At 66.9% G+C, this 19,752-nt stretch carries 16 protein-coding genes; 2 read left to right on the top strand and 14 right to left on the bottom strand.

Features of this window, described 5'->3' with window-relative positions; genetic code table 11:
- Window position 1 precedes the first annotated feature (1 nt).
- The 4 genes from tssM to tssJ are packed head-to-tail and all read right to left on the bottom strand — an operon-like array spanning window position 2 to window position 6,862.
- Complete coding sequence (gene tssM, locus A9973_RS29425) at window positions 2-3,628, bottom strand: type VI secretion system membrane subunit TssM (RefSeq protein WP_183017091.1); 3,627 nt, start codon at window positions 3,626-3,628, stop codon at window positions 2-4.
- Entirely contained in the window at window positions 3,625-4,911 is a 1,287-nt protein-coding gene (locus A9973_RS29420) for a DotU family type VI secretion system protein (protein ID WP_183017090.1), read from the bottom strand. Before A9973_RS29420 ends, tssM begins: the two co-directional genes overlap by 4 nt.
- Window positions 4,912-4,925: 14 nt before the next feature.
- On the bottom strand, window positions 4,926-6,260 hold the full coding sequence (tssK, locus tag A9973_RS29415) for a type VI secretion system baseplate subunit TssK (RefSeq protein WP_183017089.1): 1,335 nt from the start codon (window positions 6,258-6,260) through the stop codon (window positions 4,926-4,928).
- Window positions 6,261-6,283: 23 nt separating this feature from the next.
- On the bottom strand, window positions 6,284-6,862 hold the full coding sequence (gene tssJ, locus A9973_RS29410; protein WP_183017088.1) for a type VI secretion system lipoprotein TssJ: 579 nt from the start codon (window positions 6,860-6,862) through the stop codon (window positions 6,284-6,286).
- Between the two features lie 119 nt (window positions 6,863-6,981).
- Between tssJ and A9973_RS29405 the strand changes: the two genes are divergently transcribed.
- Both A9973_RS29405 and A9973_RS29400 read left to right on the top strand, forming a co-directional pair.
- Window positions 6,982-7,353, top strand: coding sequence for a TssQ family T6SS-associated lipoprotein (locus A9973_RS29405; protein ID WP_183017087.1), 372 nt, complete (start codon window positions 6,982-6,984; stop codon window positions 7,351-7,353).
- Window positions 7,354-7,380: 27 nt separating this feature from the next.
- Window positions 7,381-8,145: an FHA domain-containing protein gene (locus A9973_RS29400; RefSeq protein ID WP_183017086.1), complete on the top strand. Its 765-nt coding sequence runs from the start codon at window positions 7,381-7,383 to the stop codon at window positions 8,143-8,145.
- A gap of 4 nt (window positions 8,146-8,149) precedes the next feature.
- Here the strand turns inward: A9973_RS29400 and tssH are convergent, their stop codons facing one another.
- From tssH to tssA, 10 genes are read right to left on the bottom strand one after another with little or no spacing between them, the layout of a single operon-like run.
- Window positions 8,150-10,768, bottom strand: coding sequence for a type VI secretion system ATPase TssH (gene tssH / locus A9973_RS29395; RefSeq protein WP_183017085.1), 2,619 nt, complete (start codon window positions 10,766-10,768; stop codon window positions 8,150-8,152).
- Window positions 10,769-10,783: 15 nt separating this feature from the next.
- Window positions 10,784-11,839: a type VI secretion system baseplate subunit TssG gene (gene tssG / locus A9973_RS29390; RefSeq protein WP_220805700.1), complete on the bottom strand. Its 1,056-nt coding sequence runs from the start codon at window positions 11,837-11,839 to the stop codon at window positions 10,784-10,786.
- A 52-nt stretch (window positions 11,840-11,891) separates the two neighbouring features.
- Window positions 11,892-12,548 (bottom strand): DUF3540 domain-containing protein, encoded by a 657-nt coding sequence (locus tag A9973_RS29385; protein ID WP_183017083.1) that lies wholly within the window; start codon window positions 12,546-12,548, stop codon window positions 11,892-11,894.
- 30 nt (window positions 12,549-12,578) lie between these two features.
- Window positions 12,579-14,483: a type VI secretion system baseplate subunit TssF gene (gene tssF, locus A9973_RS29380; protein WP_183017082.1), complete on the bottom strand. Its 1,905-nt coding sequence runs from the start codon at window positions 14,481-14,483 to the stop codon at window positions 12,579-12,581.
- Window positions 14,483-15,034, bottom strand: coding sequence for a type VI secretion system baseplate subunit TssE (tssE, locus tag A9973_RS29375; RefSeq protein WP_183017081.1), 552 nt, complete (start codon window positions 15,032-15,034; stop codon window positions 14,483-14,485). Before tssE ends, tssF begins: the two co-directional genes overlap by 1 nt.
- The gene (locus A9973_RS29370; RefSeq protein ID WP_183017080.1) at window positions 15,034-15,852 is read right to left on the bottom strand and encodes a type VI secretion system accessory protein TagJ; all 819 of its coding nucleotides are present in this window, start codon (window positions 15,850-15,852) and stop codon (window positions 15,034-15,036) included. The genes tssE and A9973_RS29370 overlap by 1 nt, the downstream gene beginning before the upstream one ends.
- Before the next feature lie 12 nt (window positions 15,853-15,864).
- The gene (locus A9973_RS29365) at window positions 15,865-16,350 is read right to left on the bottom strand and encodes a type VI secretion system tube protein Hcp (protein WP_183017079.1); all 486 of its coding nucleotides are present in this window, start codon (window positions 16,348-16,350) and stop codon (window positions 15,865-15,867) included.
- A gap of 50 nt (window positions 16,351-16,400) precedes the next feature.
- Complete coding sequence (tssC, locus tag A9973_RS29360; RefSeq protein WP_183017078.1) at window positions 16,401-17,903, bottom strand: type VI secretion system contractile sheath large subunit; 1,503 nt, start codon at window positions 17,901-17,903, stop codon at window positions 16,401-16,403.
- Between the two features lie 31 nt (window positions 17,904-17,934).
- Window positions 17,935-18,483 (bottom strand): type VI secretion system contractile sheath small subunit, encoded by a 549-nt coding sequence (gene tssB / locus A9973_RS29355; protein WP_183017077.1) that lies wholly within the window; start codon window positions 18,481-18,483, stop codon window positions 17,935-17,937.
- A 39-nt stretch (window positions 18,484-18,522) separates the two neighbouring features.
- Window positions 18,523-19,584, bottom strand: a complete 1,062-nt coding sequence (tssA, locus tag A9973_RS29350; protein WP_255469337.1) for a type VI secretion system protein TssA — start codon at window positions 19,582-19,584, stop codon at window positions 18,523-18,525.
- Window positions 19,585-19,752: the final 168 nt, after the last annotated feature.

Genomic DNA, 19,752 nt, shown 5'->3' with positions numbered 1-19,752 from the left:
GTCACGACGCGCCGGGGCAGGCGAAACCCTGCATCTCGGCTAGATGAAAAGGGCTTTTGACGCTGCTGGCGGTGATCTCAAGCACCACCTTGCGCCCGCCCAGGTCGAAGGTGGCCAAGGTGATCTCCGGCGAAGCGCCGCGCTGCAGCTGCGCGCGGTCCAGCATGCGGTTCAGCGCCCACGGGCCCGAGGTCGTCATGCCTGCCGCGCCCCCTTGCGGCGTCAGCTCGATACGCACCTGGTTGCTGCCCCGGGGGCCCGGCCATTGCACCGTAGTCGCCACCTGCGGTCCGTGCGCGTAACGCACCGGCTGGCCGTCCACGTCCATCACGAATTGCGTGATCCCCGCGTCCATCTCGACCGGCCGGATGGCCACCCGGTACGACGGCATGGGGTTGCCGGCCATGAAGTACACATCGCGGATCACGCCTGCGCGTTGGAAGGCGTCCAGCGTGGCCGAGTTGCCCCCGGATCGCCCGTCGACTCCCGGTTTGAAGCGCCAGCGCTGCCCGGAAACGTCGATCTGGGTCGCCAGGTTCTTCTGGAAAAAGTCATCCATCATGCCGTTGGGCGCGAACAGGCGCGCCATGTCATTGGGCGCCACGTCGCGCGTCGAACGGCTGGAAAACGGGTAGCGTCCCGCCACCGACTGGCCGCAGAACACGCCGATGGTGGCGGACACGGTTTCACCCATGCGTGCCCGCGCCACATCGGACACCTCTCCCGACGCGTTCACGGACAGCGAATTGAGCACGTCACGCAAGGGTCCGGGCAGCCGTCCGGCCTCCGCGCGCAACTTCGTCACCGAATCCGAGCTGGGCGCCGGACTGCCGCTGCGCAGCGCCGCATCCGCCGCGGTCAGGTAGGTGTAAAGCTCGTTGATAAGGCCCGTCGTCGCGGTAATCGGCGGCGCAGCGCCCGCAGCCCCGCCTTCGCCTTGCGCCAGGCGGCGGTAGGGCTCGAAATACTGGTCCACGATACGTTCCAGTTTTTCGTCCGAGGCATCGGCGCGCGTGGCGGCATCGGGCCCCGTAGGGCCGAACATCTGCTCCAGCGCTTCGCGCGTGCTGCTGACGCGGTCGCGCGCCTGGTCCACCAGCGACCGGTCGTCCTTGCCGGAATCGCGCAGCAAGGCGGTCTCGCGCGCGACGCCGCGCACCAGTTGCACCAGCGGCGATTCCGGCGCCGACAAGGTGCGCGCCATCTGGATGTTCTGCAGCAAGGACTTGCTGGGCGCCAGCTGCAGGTCATTCAGGTAGCCGTCCCACTGCGCCACGTAATCGTTCATGTACAGGCGCTTGATGCCCGCCACCAGCTGGCGCTGCGCGGCCTGGTCCAGCAGTCCGGGCGGGGGGATGTTCAGGATCCACGCGTCGTCCGATCTCAGCACCTCCGCCACGCTGGCGACCCGCTTGTTGAACACGTCCCAATAGCCCCGATAGCTGTAGAGAGACGGGATGCCCTGGCTCAACGGCTTGCCGCTCTTACGCACGAACACGGCGCTGGCCTGCGGGCCGCCCAGCGTCACCACCGTGTTTTCGGGCGCCGCATCGGTATTGGCCAGCGTGCGGCGCAGCCGGCTGTAGGCCCGTTGGGCCAACGTGTAGCGCGCGAGCTTCTCGCGCGCCTGCGCCACCAGCGCATCGTCCTTCGGGAAGGGCGACGCCAGCACGCGGCCCTGCGTCAGGTGGCGCAGATGCAGCGACAACTGCTCGTACTGGCGGCGCGTATACCCATCCGGCAAGGTGGCCTGCATGTCTGACAACAGCCACGCATGCATGAACTCCGGGTCGTAGCGGTCGGCCTCGTACAGCATCAGGTAGGCCCGCAGCGCTTCGTAGGAATACTCCAGGTCGCTGGCCGACGCGTCCCGCAACGCGGCCTCGACGCGCCGCGCCACTTGCGGCAGCAGCACCTGGTCCAGCGTGTTGTCGTAGACCCCCTGCGCCGCCGCCTGCAGCTTCTGGCCCTGATACAGGCCGAAGCGGTAGCCAAGCGGCGGCTGGTCGATCTCGAAGCGCTCATGCCGCGGCAAATACCACAGGCTGTCCAGGAAGGGCATCAGGCCAAGAAGGTCGCCGGTGCGCGTGATCTTGATGTCGCGCGTCAGTTTCTCCACGGCGGGAACGCGCCGCGCGACTTCCTCCACATAGGCCGAGTTGTTGCGGTAGCTCAATGCCCAGCCCGCGATCAGCGCAATGAACAGCGCGGTGACCAGCCCGTAACCCGCCCAATGCAATTGCCGGTAGCGGCGCTCCCAACGCAGGTTGCGCCCGGCCAGGCCCGCTTCACGGAAGATGACGTCCCTCAGCAGGTTCTTCAGGAAGTAGCTGCGGCCCTCCCCCTCGCCCGACACGCTTGGAGCCGGCGCGGCGGCGCCCTCGATGCGCAGGTAGCGCTTGAGATGGCCGGTCACCTGATCGAACGTCTCGCCGCCCTGGGTGCCGCTGGTGAAGTACACCCCGCGCGGAATCACCCGGGCCTCGAACTTCGACGTAGCGAACACATCGCTCAGGAAATGGCCCAGGATGGCCTGAAGCCCGGCGAACTGCTGCGGCAGCATGTAAGCAAGCGCGCGCCGCGACGGGTCTTCTTCAGCGGCCACCACTTCCGGCAGCGCATCATCCAGGCGCCGCTGCAGCAGTGCGTACTCGGCGTGAAAGGCCTCGTATAAATCGAAGCCGGGCTCCTGCGTGCGCGCGTAGGGCAACGTAAAGCCCCAGACCTGCGCCAGCTCGTCGCGGCTGAAGGACGCGAAGTACTCTTCGAAGCCGGACAAGAGGTCGGTCTTGGTCACCAGCACATACACCGGAAACGCGATGCCCAACTGCTCGCGCAATTCCTGCAAACGCCGCCGCAGCACCGCGGCATGCTGTGCCCGTTCCGCATCGGACGCCGACAACAGGTCTTCGACACTGACCGTCAGCATCGCACCGTTGATCGGCTGCCGGCCACGGTACTTGGTCAGCAGGCCGAGAAACCCGCGCCACTCCTGCTCGTCGCCCGTGGGGTCGCTTTCGTGCGTGGTGTAGCGTCCCGCCGTATCCAGCAGCACCGCGTCGTCGGTGAACCACCAGTCGCAATTGCGCGTGCCGCCCACGCCACGCAAGGCCACCTTCCCGTAACGTTCGGCCAACGGAAAATTCAAGCCGGAATTCACCAGCGCCGTGGTTTTCCCCGCTCCCGGCGCGCCGATGATCACATACCAGGGCAGTTGGTACAGGTACTGCTTCGAGAAGCGGTCCAGCGGACGGCGCTTGCCGCGGTTCTCGAAGCGCGTCTTGCGCAGCAGTTCCACCGCTTCGTCGAATCGCGTTTCCAGTTGACGGATCTCATCGTTCTCAGCGGTCTCCTCCACCGCCTTCTCCGCGCGTGGCCGGGGCCGTAACTGACCCAGCAACTGCGCGTTCAAGCGCCCTTCGCGCCACTTGCGCCACACGAGGCGCAGCAGCCATATCGCGAATATCGCCACGATCACGATGACGCGCACGGCCTCGCTTTCCAGCGGCCGCACGGTGCCCACCGCAACAAGCGGCCCCGCGATCCAGATCAGCAGCGCCAGGGCCACGAGCCCCAGGAAGTTCCACACGCGCCGGCTGAAGAACCATCCGAACAGCCTGTAGATCATTCTTGGCCTCCCTGTCCGTCGATCTCATGCGGGGCCGGCGGCACCAGCACCGTGATCTCCACCCGCCGGTTCAGCGCGCGGCCGGCGGCCGTATCGTTGGGCGCCACGGGATCGGCATCTCCGCGCCCTTCCGCCCGCACCCGCGCCGACTGCCCCAGGCGTTGTTCCAGCATGTCCTTGACCGCATCGGCGCGCGCCTGCGACAGATGCCAATTGGACGGAAAACGCGCGCTGCGCATCGGCGTATTGTCGGAGTAGCCGCGCACGACGATGGCGCCCTGCGTCTGGCGCAGCGCATCCGCCACGCGCGACAGCACCGGCAGGTACGGATCGCGCACCGAGCTGGCGCCGGACTCGAACACGCCGTCGCCCCGCAGGACAACGACGCTGCGGTCGACTTCGTCGCGCACCGTCACCAGCTGGTCGCGGATCTCGGGCGCCAGGAACAAGGCCAGCCGCGGCGCAGGCGCCGGCCGAGGCGCGACCGCCGGGGCGATCTGCACCGCGGGCGGCTTAAGCTGGCTGATGGCCGCGAACACGCCATCTGACTGGCTGCCCAGCCTCCAGCCCAGCCCCCAGTACAGGGCCAGCGCCAGCACGGCGGCCAGCGCGCCGAATACCCACAGGGGCACCGGCAAGCGGCGCAGCGGCGTCTGGGCCGGCTCGTCGCGCCAATGCGGCGACAACGCCAGCGCATATTCGCCGCGCGCACCCCGAAGGATGCGCAGCAAACGCTGACGCAACGTTTCCAGTTGAGAGCGGCCGTTGTCCATCACCCGGTAGCGGCCTTCAAAACCCAGCAGCAGGCAGTAATACAGCAATTCCAGCAGGTCCAGATGCTGCGCGGGGTTCTGCGACAGCTTGGCCAGCAGCTGGAAGAATTTTTCCCCGCCCCACGTCTCGTTGTGGAACGTGACAAGCAGGCTGTGCGCCGACCAGACGCCGCCCCCGCCCCACGGCGTCAGCGCCGCGGCTTCATCCAGCGCGGTGCACAGGCAGTAGCGCGCGCCAAGGATCGTTTCGTTGGAGATGCCCGCCTGTTGCGCGCGCAGTTCGAACTGGCGGACTTCGTCCAGCAAGTGCTCGCGCAACATCGCCGCCGACGGATGCGCCACGGTCGCGCGGATCTGCGGAATCAAGTCCAGCAGCGGGTTGGCGGCCGCCACCAGCGGATTGGTCCCGCTGATGACATAGTCGTGAGGCCGTACTCGGCCGGAGCCTTGGGAAGAGCCGTCGCCCAACCCTCCCGGCGGGGCGGACAGCGTGTGGTCCGATGCATGCATAGTTGTCTCCGCGTTCAATCGCGCAATGCCCAGAACTCCATCGTCAACCCGGGAAAATCGCCGGCCAGGTGCAACGCGAGCGCACCGGTGCGCTCCAGCTGCTTCCAGAATTCGCCGCTTTTATCCAGTTCGAAATACACGTGTCCCGCGCTGTAGGGAATCTGCCTCGGCGCCACCGGCAGCGCGCGCACTGTCACCCCCGGCAGTTGCAGATGCACCAGGTCGCGGATGCGTTCCACCGGACCGATCTTTACCTGCGCGGGAAAGCGCGCGCGCACCGTGTCGGTGCCCAGGTCGGCATGCACGGCCAGCACGAAACCGGCGGTTTGCAGCAGCTCGGCATCCTTGATCTGCGCCACCCGAACGCCCTGCCCCCGGTCCTGCAGCGGGATCTGCAAGGCGCGTTGCTCCAGCACTGCCGACAGCGAACGGCGAAGCTCATTCATCAAGGGCGCGAAACTGCCTTGCAGGTCGTCGTGAACATAATCGGGCAGCACCTCCGGGCGCCGCGTGGCCGAAGTGAACGTGGACAGGTCGCAAGCCAGCATCAGCCAGTCGTGGAACAAGCGCTCCGGGTGCAGTCCGGCGCTTTGGCGCGCATGCCAGAGCGCGCCCACATAGCGGTTGACGGTTTCCAGGAGCATGAAATCGGAGACTTCGGAAACGCCGCCGCGGCCAGGCTGCGACAGGCGGTCGGCCAGTGCTTCGCTGCGTGCGCCCAACAGGCCGTACAGTTCGTTGACCAGCCCGCGCAGCACCGGATGTTCGCCTGCGGCAAGCCAGGGCGCCACGTAACCCTCGTCCAGCACCACGCGGTTGTCCTGACGGCGTTCCACCACGCGCGCCACGCCCAGGCCCAGCCAATCGTCGGTCAGCTCGTGTTCCAGCATCAGGCGCAACCGTAGTCGGCCTAGCTGCATTAGCGCCGGCTCCAGTCCCATCGATCCGGTGTCGTCCACCTCGGCCTCGTGCACCAGGTAGCGCGCCAAGGTGTCCTCTTCGCCTTCGTAGATCACGTCGGTGGCGCCGGGTCGCGCGCGGGGCATCGCCAGCAGGACGCGCGCGTCGCGGGTCTGCGGCGGCACCTCCAGCGCAACGGGCGCGGCATCCGGCGCCGAGAAATCGAAGGGCGTGCCGTCGGGCATGACGCCGTGCGCCTGCGTCAGCACCAGTTTGCCGATCGCCAGCGCGTCTCGGTCCAACGACAGATGGCTGAATCCCCAGAAGAATCCCTGCGCCGCCAGCGCACGCTGCTGCGCCGCGTGCAGCAGATGGCGCTCCAGTTGCTGGAAATGCTGAGGCCGCAGGAACATTCCCTCCGACCAGATCACTTTGTCTTTGCTCACCATGGTCTGGTTCTCTTATTCTGTTTCTAAAAGGGCCACCACGAACGGTCGCGGTCCACTTCCTCAAGGCCCGCGCGCTTGACCGCGACTTTCACCGTCTCCTCGTTCGGTGAAAACTGCCAAACCTTGTAGATATTGGTGTCCTGGGGCTCGGGCAGCGACACCAGCAGGCGCCACTTGCTTTGCTCAAGCTCCCGATAGGCCGCCACCACGCCCACCACGCGCGCCTCCGCGTTGCCGGGATACCGCAGCACCTTCGTCTCGCCCGGCCGCAGGATCACCTGATCGGTGTTGAGCAGCTCTGCGCCCAGCGCCGCATGCGCATCGGCCTGCAAGGTGAAGAAATCACGCGACTCGAAGATGCTGGCCGACTTCAATTCATAGATGGTCACCTGCACCGGCGAGGGCCTGCCGCTGGCGTTCTCGTTCACCTTCGGATCCGCGCGCAATTCGATGGCGTAGGGCGCCGGCACGCGCTTGGCGGTCGACGAGCACCCGGCGATCAGTGCGCCGGCCGCCACGCCCGCGGCGATCAGCGCCAGGCGCCGCAATGGCCCTCCGGCGCGATATCCCGTCAAGGCCGTTCGATGAAGTAAAGCGTTCATAAGACCTCGGAAATAAAAACACACACGTCTGTTACGCCGAGACGCACCCCTGCCGCGCAGGGCCGCTATCATCGGCGCAATAGCCTTGCATCCTTCTCCTTGACCGACACGCCCGCGCCATGAAACAGCCCGTCCGTATCTGCCTGATGTCCCTCTTCGCTGTTCTCGCGGCCTGTAGTTCCGCCCCCTCGCCGCAAGCCGCCGACGCCCTGCAACAGGTGCGCGACGAATACGCCGCCAGCCAGTTCGGCGCGGTGGCGCGCACGGTCGCCACCTCCGATGCCCTGGCCACGGCGCCCACGCCCATGCGGGTGGAGGCGTTGAAGCTCCAGGCCTTCAGCTACTGCGTCATCGGCTACCGCCAGCTCTGCGAAGACAGCTTCGCCCGCATCCTGCAACTGCAACCCTCGTTCGAACTTGCGCCCAACGAAACCGGGCATCCTCAATGGGGCCCCGCGTTCCAATCGGCCAAGGCGGCCCAGGCCCACTGACGCGCCGCGGGCGCCAAGGAGACAGGCATGAAACTCACCGTGATCCAACATGCCGGCGACCCCGCCTTCGATCCCATCCACGCCGAATTCGCGGCGCCTGGCGGCACGCTGGGCCGCAGTCCCGAAAACCATCTCGCCCTGCCCGATCCGGCGCGCGAGATCTGTCGCGTGCAGGCGGCCATCCGCATCAATGACACCAGCGCGGCGGGCTTTCTGGTGAACTTGAGCAGCATGAGCGCCGTCAGCGTCAACGGCCACCCGGTTGCGCAGGATCAGGAAGTGCCGCTGAATCCGGGCGACGAGCTCGACATCGGCGCCTACCGGCTGCGGGCAGAAACGGCCGCGCCCGCCCTCGACGCGCCCCCCCTGGCGGCGACGACCGACGAGGACATCTTCGGCGACCTCATCGGTCCCGGCACCTTGCCCGTCGGCAGCGCGCCCGACGTGTCCGCCCATCCCTTCGATCTGGAGTCCGCGCAAGCGCGCAACCCCGACGATCCCCTGCGCCATCTGCCGCCCGGCGACGCCGCCGTGTCGCGTCCGGTCACCGATCCGCTGGCGTTGTTCGACACCCCCGGCGAGAGCCCGCCCAGCGTCTTCGACGACGGCACGCCGTCCACCCTGCCGGCCCACGACCCATTGGCCGAACACCGGGTTCACCCCGTCGACGACACCTTGCGCGCGCCGCGCGACGCCACGGATAGCCGCAGCGCCTCCGACCATCTTCGTGAGATCGGCAGCTTCATGCGCCCTGCGCCGGTGAAGAAAGCCCCGGACGGCAAGGACCGCTAGCGGTTCACGCGTAGTCATAGCGAAACTCCCCGCCGTCCGCGGACAGCCGCACGCAGTGCAGCCTGCGGTCTTGCATCGACGCGCCCAGCAGTTCGCGGCTGATCTGCGGCAAGACCGTATTGGTGAGAATGGCGTCCACCATGCGCGCGCCCGACTCGACCTCCGTGCAGCGCGCCACCACCAGCGCCGTCGCGTCTTGCGCCACGTCCAGCATGACACCATGGTGTTCCTGCAGCCGGCGCCGCACGCGCTCGAACTGCAGGTCGACGATGCGCGCCAGCATGGCGTCCGACAGCGGCAGGTAGGGCACCGCAACCAGCCTTCCCAGCAGCGCCGCCGGAAAGGCCTGCAGCAAGGGCTCCCGCAGCGCGGCCGCGAGCCCTTCTGCGTTGGGCATCAACGCCAGATCCCGGCAAAGGGCCGCGATGCGGTCCGCGCCGACGTTGGATGTCAGGATGATTACGGCATTGCGAAAATCGATGTAGCGTCCCTCGCCGTCCTCCATCCAGCCCTTGTCGAACACCTGGAAGAAAATCTCGTGCACGTCGGCGTGCGCCTTTTCCACCTCGTCCAGCAGCACCACGCTGTAGGGCCGCCGCCGCACCGCCTCGGTCAGCACGCCGCCCTCGCCGTAGCCCACGTAGCCGGGCGGCGCGCCCTTGAGCGTAGAGACCGTGTGCGGCTCCTGGAATTCGCTCATGTTGATGGTGATCAGGTTCTGTTCCCCGCCGTACAGGGCTTCGGCCAGCGCCAGCGCGGTCTCGGTCTTGCCGACGCCGCTCGGGCCGCACAAGAGGAACACGCCCACGGGCTTGTCCGGATCGGTCAGTCGGGCGCGCGACGTCTGGATCCGGCGCGCCACCGCCTCCAGGCCATCGCGCTGGCCGATCACGCGCCGCTCCAGCGTATCCGCCAGCGCCAGCATGGCTTGTGCCTCGTCGCGCACCATGCGGCCCACGGGGATGCCAGTCCAATCGGCCACGACGGCGGCCACCGCCGCCGCATCGACGGACACATGGATCATCGGCGCCTCGCGGCCGGCCAGTGTCGACGTTTCGCGCGCCAGCGCCTGCCGCGCCGCCGCCTGCTCGGATACCGGGGCCTGATCCAGCGCCTGCCGCAAGGACAAGACCGTTGCCGCCAACGCCCGCTCGGCCTCCCAGCGCTTCGCCAACACCAGCTCCGCCTGCACCGCCTCGGCGTGTTCGGCGGCAAGGCGGTCGACACGCAGCGTGTCGCCTTCGCCAAGATGGGCCTCGCGCTGAGCGATGCGCTGCGCGATCTCCAATGCCTGGATGCGTCGCCGCGCGTCCTCCAGCGCCGGCGGCACGGCATGCTGGCTGATGGCCACGCGGGCGCAAGCCGTATCCAGCAACGCCACCGCCTTGTCAGGCAACTGACGCGCGGGGATGTAGCGGTGCGACAGGCTCACCGCCGCCGTGATGGCTTCGTCCAGCAACAACACGCCATGATGCGCCTGCAAGGTCTCGGCCAGGCTGCGCAGCATGCCGAATGCGCGCGCTTCGTCCGGTTCATGGACCTGCACCACCTGGAAGCGCCGGCTCAGCGCAGGGTCCTTTTCGATGTGCTTCTTGTATTCCGACCAGGTGGTCGCGCCGATGGTGCGCAGCTGGCCGCGCGCCAGCGCCGGCTTAAGCAGATTGGCGGCATCGCCCGTGCCCGCCGCGCCGCCCGCGCCCACCAGCGTATGGATCTCGTCGATGAACAGCACGATGGGCCGCTCACTGGCCTGCACCTCGTCGATCACGCCGCGCAGCCGCTGCTCGAACTCGCCCTTCACCCCGGCGCCCGCCTGCAGCAGTCCGATGTCCAGCAGATACAACGACACGTCGCGCAAGGGCGGCGGCACATCGCCGGCCGCCAGACGCAGCGCCAGGCCTTCCACCACCGCGGTCTTGCCCACGCCGGCCTCGCCGGCCAGCAACGGGTTGTTCTGCCGGCGCCGCATCAGCACATCGATGATCTGGCGGATCTCTTCGTCGCGTCCGGACACCGGGTCGATCGCGCCCTCGCGCGCCTTCGCCGTCAGGTTGACCGCAAAGCGCTCCAACGCGGCAAGCGCCCCGCCCTGCGCCTGCGCTCCGCCGACGTCCGGCGTCTCGACGTCCGCCTCCGCGACGGCCGCTTCCGGCGATCCCCGCACCATCTCGCCCATGCGCGCCAGCAACTCGTCCGGCACGATGCGCGAGAACTGCGGCGACATGCCAAGCAGCACATGGCGCAGCGCATACGTGCGCACCAGCCCCGCCAGCAGATGGCCGCTGCGGATGCGCGTCGCGCCATATCGCAACGACCCCAGCACCCAGGCCCGCTCGACCGCGTGATCAATATGCTCCGACAGGTCGGACACCGATCCGGCTCCGGCCGGCAGCCGGTCCAGGTCGGCCGTCAGGTCAGCCTGCAATTGCGCCAGGTCCAGTTCGAAGCCGCGCGCGATGCGGTGCAGGTCGCTATCCTGGAGCTGCAGGATCTGATGCATCCAATGCACCAGTTCCACATAAGGATTGCCGCGCAGCTTGCAAAACGCGGTGGCGCCCTCCAGCGCCTGATAGAGCACGGGATTGAGCTTTCCGAAGAGTTCGATGCGGCCGATATCCGACATGGCGTCATGGCGCGTTCAAGCGCGCGGGGTCCTTGAAGGTTGGGCCGGCGGGCGGCCACGAGCCGGCGTTTGCCCCCGGCGTTCATAGTCCAGCAACAGGTCGCGCGCCTCGCCCTGCGCAGGCTGGCGCTTGCCCAGCCATGCCGACAAGCCCAGCGGCCGCGAAGCGCCCAGGGCCAGCCCGCCCGCGTCCTCGGCGCGCAGCACCGGGCGCACGTCCCAGGCCAGCTCCACGCCGACGTAGTGCCTGACCCAATGCGTCAATTGCTGCGCACGCAAGCCGCCCGGCAGAAAGCTCGTGTAGTCCTCCAGCGTCAGCGGCCCGATCTCGATGCGGAATTTGTGCTGGGCATCGCGCACCGCGACGCCCAGCACCGTATCGCGCCCCAGGCCCGCCGTGCCGCCCAAGCCAAGCCGTTGTTCCGGCTCAAGCCGGATCCATTGCGGCACAAATTCGCAAATGCGAACGGGCAGGCCGAAGAACCATTGCAGAATGTGCTTGAGGCCTTCGGGGTTGCGGGTCTGGCGCACCAGATGCCCCGCCATGAAGTACTTGGCATGGTCCAGCACGGCGTCGCGCCGCCGCATCGATGGTTCGCCCAGGTGCAGCAGGCTGGCCACGTACCGCGTGAAGCGCTCTTCCTTGCGGTCCAGGCTGACCGTGCTCTGCGCGTCGGCCCAGGCGCGATAGAACAGCAGGATGAGCCGGTGATGGAACACGTCGGCAAACGCCGCCAGGGTGCGGTCCCCGTAATGCGCCATGCGTTCATGGGCATGCTCGGTCAGATGCAACGGCAAGGGGCCGTTGGGGCCGAATAGGCCGAACCCGTATATGGAGACCTCCGCCGGCCGGCCGTTGTGGCCCGCCTGGGCGCGCGCCACGGTAGACGGCGCGAACGCCATCGAGGGTTCCTGCCGCAGGCGCACGGGCTCGTAGCGCGCAACCGTGTCGCGCCCCAGCGGCTTGCGCGCGCCGGCATGCGCATCGATCCAGCGCAGCGCATGGAACAGGTCGTGCGCGTAGGGCTCGCGCTCAAGCGCGCGCCACCACTGCGCGCGGGCTTCGGACAAAGCGGCGCCGGGGGAAACCGGATCAACTGCGGGTTGCGTGACGTCCACCGCGTCACCCCATGTGGATCTGCTTGGCGTCCACCTTGACGAGGTCGGCGCCCGTCACCAGCGTATAGGACGCGTGCAGCCGCGCGGTCTGCTCGGCCTGGTAGTCGATGGACCCGGCTCGCACCTGCTCCACCTCGCTCACGCTGCGCATCGACAGGCGCGCCATCAACGTCATACGGTCCAGCACGGCTTCATAGCTGCGGCCCGCCAGCCTCGTCTCGCCGATGGTGGCATGCAATTGTTCGGCGACCATGCGCACGCGCTTGCATGCGTGGCGTTCGTCGTCGGCCTCGACCGCGTATTCCGGCGTGCGCACGCGCACGGCGCCCTGCCCTTGCAGCATCACCTCGCCCGCGCTCTGCACCAGCACGTTGCCACCCAGCGACCGCAGCACCAGTTCGCCCTGTGTCTCCAACGTGGCATGCGCGGGTTCCGCCTGCACGGTCACCGCAATCAGATAGACCCGCGACGGGTCGGGTCCGCTGATCAGCACTTCGTCACCCGGCTGCGGCGCCAGCAGGCAGCTGGCGGCGCGCCGTGCGGACCATGCGCGCCCATCGCAGGCCACGGCAAAGCTTCCATCGGGTTCACAGCGCAGCACCTCGCCCAACAGGTGGACGGGGTCGTAGGCCATGCGGTTCAAGCTAGCGGCGGATTTCATCACGCGATCCTCTTTGTGGCGGGGGCCGGCCTAGACCGCGGGCCGGCGCCCCATGCGGGGCTTGAAGCGGGCGACTTCGCCGCGCTGCAGGGTCGACAGGACCAGCTCCGACATCATGTTGATCGAGACATGGCGCGCAAAAAACTGTTCAAGCACGGCGCCAAACAAATAAGGGCTGATGCCGGAAAAGGCTGCCTCGTCCACCTGCAGCGCGATGCGAACGCCGCGTCCATGGACGATGGGACCGGGCACCGGCAGGCGGTGATGCACGGGCACGGCGCTGACGTGCCGCAAGCCCGAGATGTGCTTGCGCACCGCGGGGTCCGCAAGGTTGCCATAGACGTGGAGCATCTCGCGCAGCGTCTGAGCGCCCTGCTCCGTGTCCAGGTCCGTCAGGCTCAGATAGTTCAGGCCCAAGTGGCTGATCAGATGCCAGGTAGCGGCGTTCTCGGCCAGCGCCGGACAAGGACGGGTCGGCCCGTGCAGCACCTTCACCGCGCGCACGGGCGCCGACACGCGCAACGTCATGTCCGTCTCGGTGCCCAGCGGCAGCAGCATCGCCATGTCCCGGTTGGAGCACAACGTCTCCAACGTCAGGTGACGCAACTGTCCGGAGAACGGCGCTTCCTGGCGGTCCACCAGCGACAGGAACACTTCGCTGCCCGTGTAGCCCGTCCGCGTGCCGTTGCGCTGCGCCGTGTCCGAGATCAGCCGAGGCTCGCGGCGCACGGAAAAGTACGCGCCGTAATCATCCGGGTCGCTGCCCAGCGACCCGTAGAACGGACGGAACTCCTGTTCCTGCCGCTGCGCGGACGCATGGCCGGTAACGCGTGTCACGCCGAAGACCTCGTAGTCCAGCGGACGGCTGCGGTCGACCACCACGTGATACTCGGACGTCCGCGGCGTGACGGCCACGCGGTCCGCGCGCTTGGGGAACAGGTTGATCACCGGCGCGCAATGCAAGGCCAGGTTGGCGGCCGATATCGCGCCCTCCAGCTCCGGCGCCGCCATGGAGAACAGCAAGGTCAGATCGAAAGCGCGGGTTTCGCGTGGTACGCCTTGCGGCTGTGGCCCACCGCGCAATCCGGCTTTCAAGCCATTGACGCTGAAGAACAGAAAACGCTGCGCGAACGCGAAGTACTCCTGCAGCAAGCGGTAGCCCTGGAACACGCGCGCATCGCCCGGCAACAAGGCCTGGTCGTCGGCAAAGCCTTCGTGGCGGATCGCGCTGGCCGGCAGCTTGTTGATCCACGCGACCGGCCGCGCCGTGTCGTGGCCCAGCACTGCCACCGTGTGTCCCATCACCACTTCCAGCAGGCGCTGCATCTGCAGGTCCTGGCCGTTCAGATGGAAGACCAGCTGATCCAGGTCCAGGTCCTCCAGCCGCTGGCCGCCGCCCACTTCGATCCGGATGCGCAGCGCGCTCAGTACGCGTACGGCGCGACCCGCCAGGCCTAGCCGCGCCAGCGGCAAGTCTTGCGGCGCGGCGGTGAATTCGGCCTGGGTCACCTGCAAGGGCCACAGCCGCACGGCGTGCCCTGTCGTGAATTCGCAGGGCGTCTGCTCGCCGCGCGGCACGCGGCCGCGCAGCAACGTGCCGCGCGGCAACTCGAAGCCTCCCGCCAGCGTGCCTTCATTCATGCTGGGGGAGAACTGCACGATCGCCATCGCGGGTGTCGGCGCGAGGTAGTTGGGATACACCACCTCGAGCAAACGCTGGGAAAAGCGCGGAAACTCCGCATCCATCTTCATCTGGATCCGCGCGGTCAGGAAACTGAAGCCTTCAAGCAGGCGCTCGACGTACGGGTCGGCCACTTCCGTGGCGTTCATGCCCAGCCGCCCGGCGACCTTGGGATAGGCCTGCGCGAATTCCGCGCCCAGTTCGCGCAGGTACACGAGCTCGCGGTTGTAGTAGTCCAGCAAGCGGGCGTCCATCAGATGCCGCCCAGGTCGCGCAGATCCATATGGCCGCTTTCCAGATCGATGTCCGTGCGGAAGAGGAATTCGAGCGGATGCGGCACGCACCACAGCATGCCCCGGATCTCCAGGCTCAGCACATTGTGGTGCTCCAGCGTGCCGGTGTCGGTCACGCAACGCACCTCGACCGAAGAATCCAGAATGCGCGGCTCGAATGCCGAAATCGCGTTGCGGATAGACTCTTCCACGTCGATCCAGTCGATCTCCGACATGCGCTTTCCCGCCATGGCGCGCACGCCGAAATTCACCGTCGACGCCGCGACGCGATGATGCGCCGACAAGTCCTGCGATGTCTGAAGATTGACCGTATTGAGCAACCAGCGCAGATCCCGCAGCACGGCCGCGCGCAGCTGCTCATGCGTCAGCATGGCGCTGTCGCGCGGCTCCGCGCGGCGGGCCGGATCGTTGTCCATCAGGCGGTCCAGCAACGATGGCTGCAGGCGATCCCGGGCCGCGCGTTGACTGCGCGCAAGCGGCGCCCAGCCGGTGGGATCGTCGGCGTGGCCCATCACGCCAGCTCCAGGCTACGAATGTCCAGCAAGGCGAATTCGCCCGCGTCGGTCATCCACATTTTCTGTCCCACGCCCGCATAGGTCTCGCCATGCAACGCGCGCCATTCGGTCACCCTCGCAAGCTTGACCGCATCCGGCAAGTCGACCATGCGTCCGCCCAGCACGGGCGGATAGCGCGCCGGCACCATGCCCTGCAGCACCTTGCCGTCGGCCAACTCGATCTCGGCACGCGCCCAGACCATGTCGCATAGGCCTTCCGGCGCCAGCAGGCGCACCCGCTTAAGCGCCAGGAACGGCAACCAGGCGTACTGCCCGCCCCCCAGGAACTCGAAGACCGGCCCCAAGCGGCTGTCGCCGTCGCAGATCCAATGGAACGGCAACGGCGCATCGTGCGTGGCCGCCTGCACGGCCCCCGCGCTGGCCGCCGCGTCCTGCAAGGCCTGGCCGCGCACCGCAGCCGCCTCGGCCGGGGCGCCGCGCCCATCCAGGCGCAGCGCCGACACGAGGTCCCGCATCCAGTCTTCGGCCTCGCCCAGCAGAAACGGCTCGCCCTCGCCGGCAAGCACGGCTTCGCGCTCGCGTTCCGCCGAGATAGCGCTGGCGTACATCGCCACCAGCGGACGGGCCTGCGCGCTCAACTGGCCGCAGACCTCCAGTTGTTCGGCGGCGCGTGCCCAATCGCCCTGCGCCACCAGCAACTGGAACAGTTGCGCGCGCAGATCCGCGTCGGCCGGCCGGTGGCGGATCTGCGCCTGCACGTCGTCCAACTGGCCAGACAAGCTGATCGCGCTGAATGGAACCGCAGCGATAGACATGGAAGATTCGCCTTAGCCCACTTCCTTGTTCTGCTTGATATCCCAGGCGACGAGGCTTTCGGCACCCTTGCCGCCCTTTTCGGTCTGCTCCCAGTACTGCTGCTTGACCTTGGCGGCCTGGAACGCGAAGTTCACCACTACGCCCTCGGCGCTGCGGTCTCCCGAGATCTGCACCGAGGACACCAGCACGTCTTCCAGCGTGATCTTCGAGTATTCGACCTGCTCGCCGCCCGCCTTGCACATGGACAATTCGATCTTGCCCAGGTGCTTGCCGCTGGCGCAGTGCTTCATCACGGCAGGCGCCGCCTTGTCGATGCGCGCCACCACGTGCAGGTCGTTGAAGCTCGCCTTGCCCGCGCCCAGGCCGCCACCGCTGGCCAGATTGCCGGGTTGGGTCGCGCCCCACGAGAACGACACGATGTCGGTCCAGTCCTTGTGGTTGGCGTCCTTGGATTCGCCGTTGGCCCCATCGATTTTCATGAACATATCCACAGCCACATCTGTCTCCTGGAGTTATCGGGCGCGGATGCGCCCGTCTAGTCTGATACTCAACCTTCGTTCTGCTTGAGCGAAGGCAGCTTGGACACCAGCCGCAGCGACACCGTCAGCCCTTCAAGCTGATAGTGCGGCCGAAGGAAAAACTTGGCGGAGTAATAGCCCGGGTTGTCCTCGATCTCCTGCACTTGCACCTCGGCGGCCGCCAGCGGCTTGCGCGCCTTGGTTTCCTGGGACGAGTTCACCGGGTCGCCGTCCACATAATTCATGATCCAGTCGTTCAGCCACCGCTCCATGTCGTCGCGTTCGCGGAACGAGCCGATCTTGTCGCGCACGATGCACTTCAGGTAGTGGGCGAAGCGGCAGCATGCGAACAGGTACGGCAGGCGCGCGGCCAGCTTGGCATTGGCGGACGCGTCCGCCTCGTAGTACTCGTGCGGCTTCTGCAAGGACTGTGCGCCGATGAACGCCGCGAAGTCTGAGTTCTTGCGATGCACCAGCGGCATGAAACCGTTCTTCGCCAGCTCGGCTTCGCGCCGGTCGCTGATCGCGATCTCGGTCGGGCACTTCATGTCGACGCCGCCGTCATCGCTGGGAAAGCTGTGGCACGGAAGGTTCTCCACCGCGCCGCCCGACTCCACGCCGCGGATCGACGTGCACCAGCCGTACAGCTTGAACGACCGGTTGACGTTGGCCGCCATGGCGTAAGCGGAATTGGCCCAGGTGTAGCGGTCGTGGTTCGCGCCGTCGGTGTCTTCCTCGAAGTCGAACTCGTCGACCGGATTGGTGCGCGCGCCGTAGGGCAGGCGGGCAAGGAAGCGCGGCATCGCCAATCCGATGTAGCGCGAATCCTCGGACTCGCGCAGGCTGCGCCACGCCGCGTACTCGGTGTTGGTGAAGATCTTGGTCAAGTCGCGCGGATTCGCCAGTTCCTGCCACGAATCCATCTGCATCACATTGGGTGATGCGCCTGCGATGAAGGGGCAATGGGCCGCGGACGAAATCTTGGCGATCTCGCCCAGCAGCTCCACATCTGGCGGACTGTGGTCGAAGTGGTAATCACCCACCAGGCAGCCGATCGGCTCGCCGCCGAACTGGCCGTACTCTTCCTCGTACACGCGCTTGAAGATGGGGCTCTGGTCCCAGCCCACGCCCTTGTGGCGCTTGAGGGTTCGCCCCAGCTCGGATTTCGACAGGCTCATCACGCGGATCTTCAGCAGCTCGTCGGTTTCGGTGTTGGTGACGAGGTAATGCAGCCCGCGCCAGGCGCCTTCCAGTTGCTGGAAATCGGGATGATGCATCACGCCGTTGATCTGTTCGGACAGTTTGCGGTCGATCTCGGCGATGATCGCCTGGATGGTGCGATAGGCATCCGACGACAGGCCGACACCGCTGTTCTCCAGCGCCTGGTGCGCCAGGGTTCGCACGGCGTGTTCCACCGCGACGCGTGCCTGCTCGGTCTTGGGCTTGAACTCTTTCTTCAGAAGCGCGGACAGGCCGTCCGCCTCCAGGGTCTCGACAGCACGCGCGTCAGCGCGTTTGGCCACTGCGGTCATGGCATTCTCCGAAAAACGGTTCGAACGGAAACTAGGCGGCCGGGTCCGCGCCGGCGGGATCGGGCGCGGGCGTGGATTCCGGCTTCGGCGCGGCCGCCAGCGCGTTCATCAGCGCGGGGTTCTTGAGCACGTTGCCGATCAGTTCTTCGGCGCCCGTCTTGCCGTCCATGTAGGTCAGCAAGTTGGCCAGCTGGGTCCGCGCGCTCAGCAGCTCATTCAAGGCGCCGACCTTCTTGGCGACCGTGGCCGGCGAGAAGTCGTCGATGCTCTCGAACGTGATGTCCACGTTCAGATTGCCTTCGCCGGTGAGGGTGTTGGCAACCTGGAACGCCGCACGCGGCTGGATCGAACGCATGCGCTCATCGAAGTTGTCGATATCGATGTCCAGGAACTTGCGCTCGCCCACGTCCGGTTGGGGCGTTTCGGACTTGCCGGCCAGATCGGCCAGCACGCCCATCACGAACGGCAGCTGGATCTTGCGCTCCGCACCGTAGATCTCCACGTCGTACTCGATCTGCACACGCGGCGCGCGGTTCCTGGCAATGAACTTCTGGCCGCTTCCTTTCAGGCTGGTCGCCATGGTGTTGTCTCCTCTTGTTTGTTTTCCTTGCTGGCCCGCCTATGCGTCCGACCGGCTCCCCGCGTCCCGCGGCAGCCATGCCTCGAATTGCTCCAGGCCTTGAGGCGTCAGGTTCCTGATGATGTCGTGAAAGCTCAATGGAATGAGTTGCTGCGCGCGACGGATGAGATACGGCGCGGGATGGCCGGGCTCGTTGGCCTCGAAATACGCGCACACCTTGCCCAACATGGCGATGGCTTCTTCGCGCGACTGGATCCGCGCGTCCTGCCAGCGCGTGCCGGCCGCCGGCGCGGCATCACCGGCAGGCGCTTCGATGGACGTGGCGGAATCGTGGGCAGCGGCGCCGGAGGTCTCGGGCGCCGCGTGCGCCGCTTGTGGCGGGTCGCGCGCCGCATCCAGCACGACGTCCAGCGTCCGCAGGATGGCGGAGTAATCCGGCGACCAGGTGCCGCCCAACTTGTCCGTCACCAATTTCTGCATGCGCCGCAGCGCGTGCGCGGCGGACGCCAGCGCCAGCACGTCGGTTTCGCGTTGCGTCCAGGCTTCGCGCAGGCGCGCGGCCACGCGGGGACGCCCGCCGGGATAGCAGTCGGCGTCCTGGCGGCTGCCATCCAGCAGCGCCTCGGTATCGCGCAAAGAGAGTTGACCGTGCACGCCGGTGACCAGGCTCGCGGACCGCACGCTGCGCGCACAGCCCAGCATGTCGCCGAAAGCCGCCAGGGCATTCATGCGGGGCATCGGATCGTCTTCGCCGGCACTGTCCAGGCGCGGATGCACGGGTTCCCAGTAGCGTTCCAGGGTGTCGACGGCCAGCGCCAGCCCATCCCCATAACCGGGCAAACCCCGGATCTCGGTCCATGCGCAGGTCAGCAGGCCGATCACGCGAAGGTCCCGCGTGCGTTCGAGCAACGCGCGGGCAAGGCGTTCGACCTCGTGCCAATCGGGCGGCTGCGCAGCGATGATGGTCGAGCCGAACTGTTGTTCGTCACGGCCGGCCGCAGCTTGCTGCAGTTGCAGGAAGTCAGCGTCGTATTCGAGGTCCTCCCCGCAGGGCAGACGTGAATCGAGTGTATTGAGGATATCGGCGAAGTCCATAGTCATTGCTTAGATGCCTTGGGATGCTGCCTGGATACAACCACTACGCTCCGCGCTGCTTCACGGAAGGGAGAATTCTAGGCACGTCTTTCCGTATGCAACGAACAACTAACAACTTCAGATTTTTCTTACAGCCAGCTAACAACCACCTAAACAATTGAACACTTCTGGCCC

The sequence above is a fragment of the Achromobacter sp. UMC46 genome, from assembly GCF_014170335.1.
Lineage (GTDB): Bacteria > Pseudomonadota > Gammaproteobacteria > Burkholderiales > Burkholderiaceae_B > Achromobacter.
This window is presented reverse-complemented; position numbering and strand designations above follow the sequence as displayed.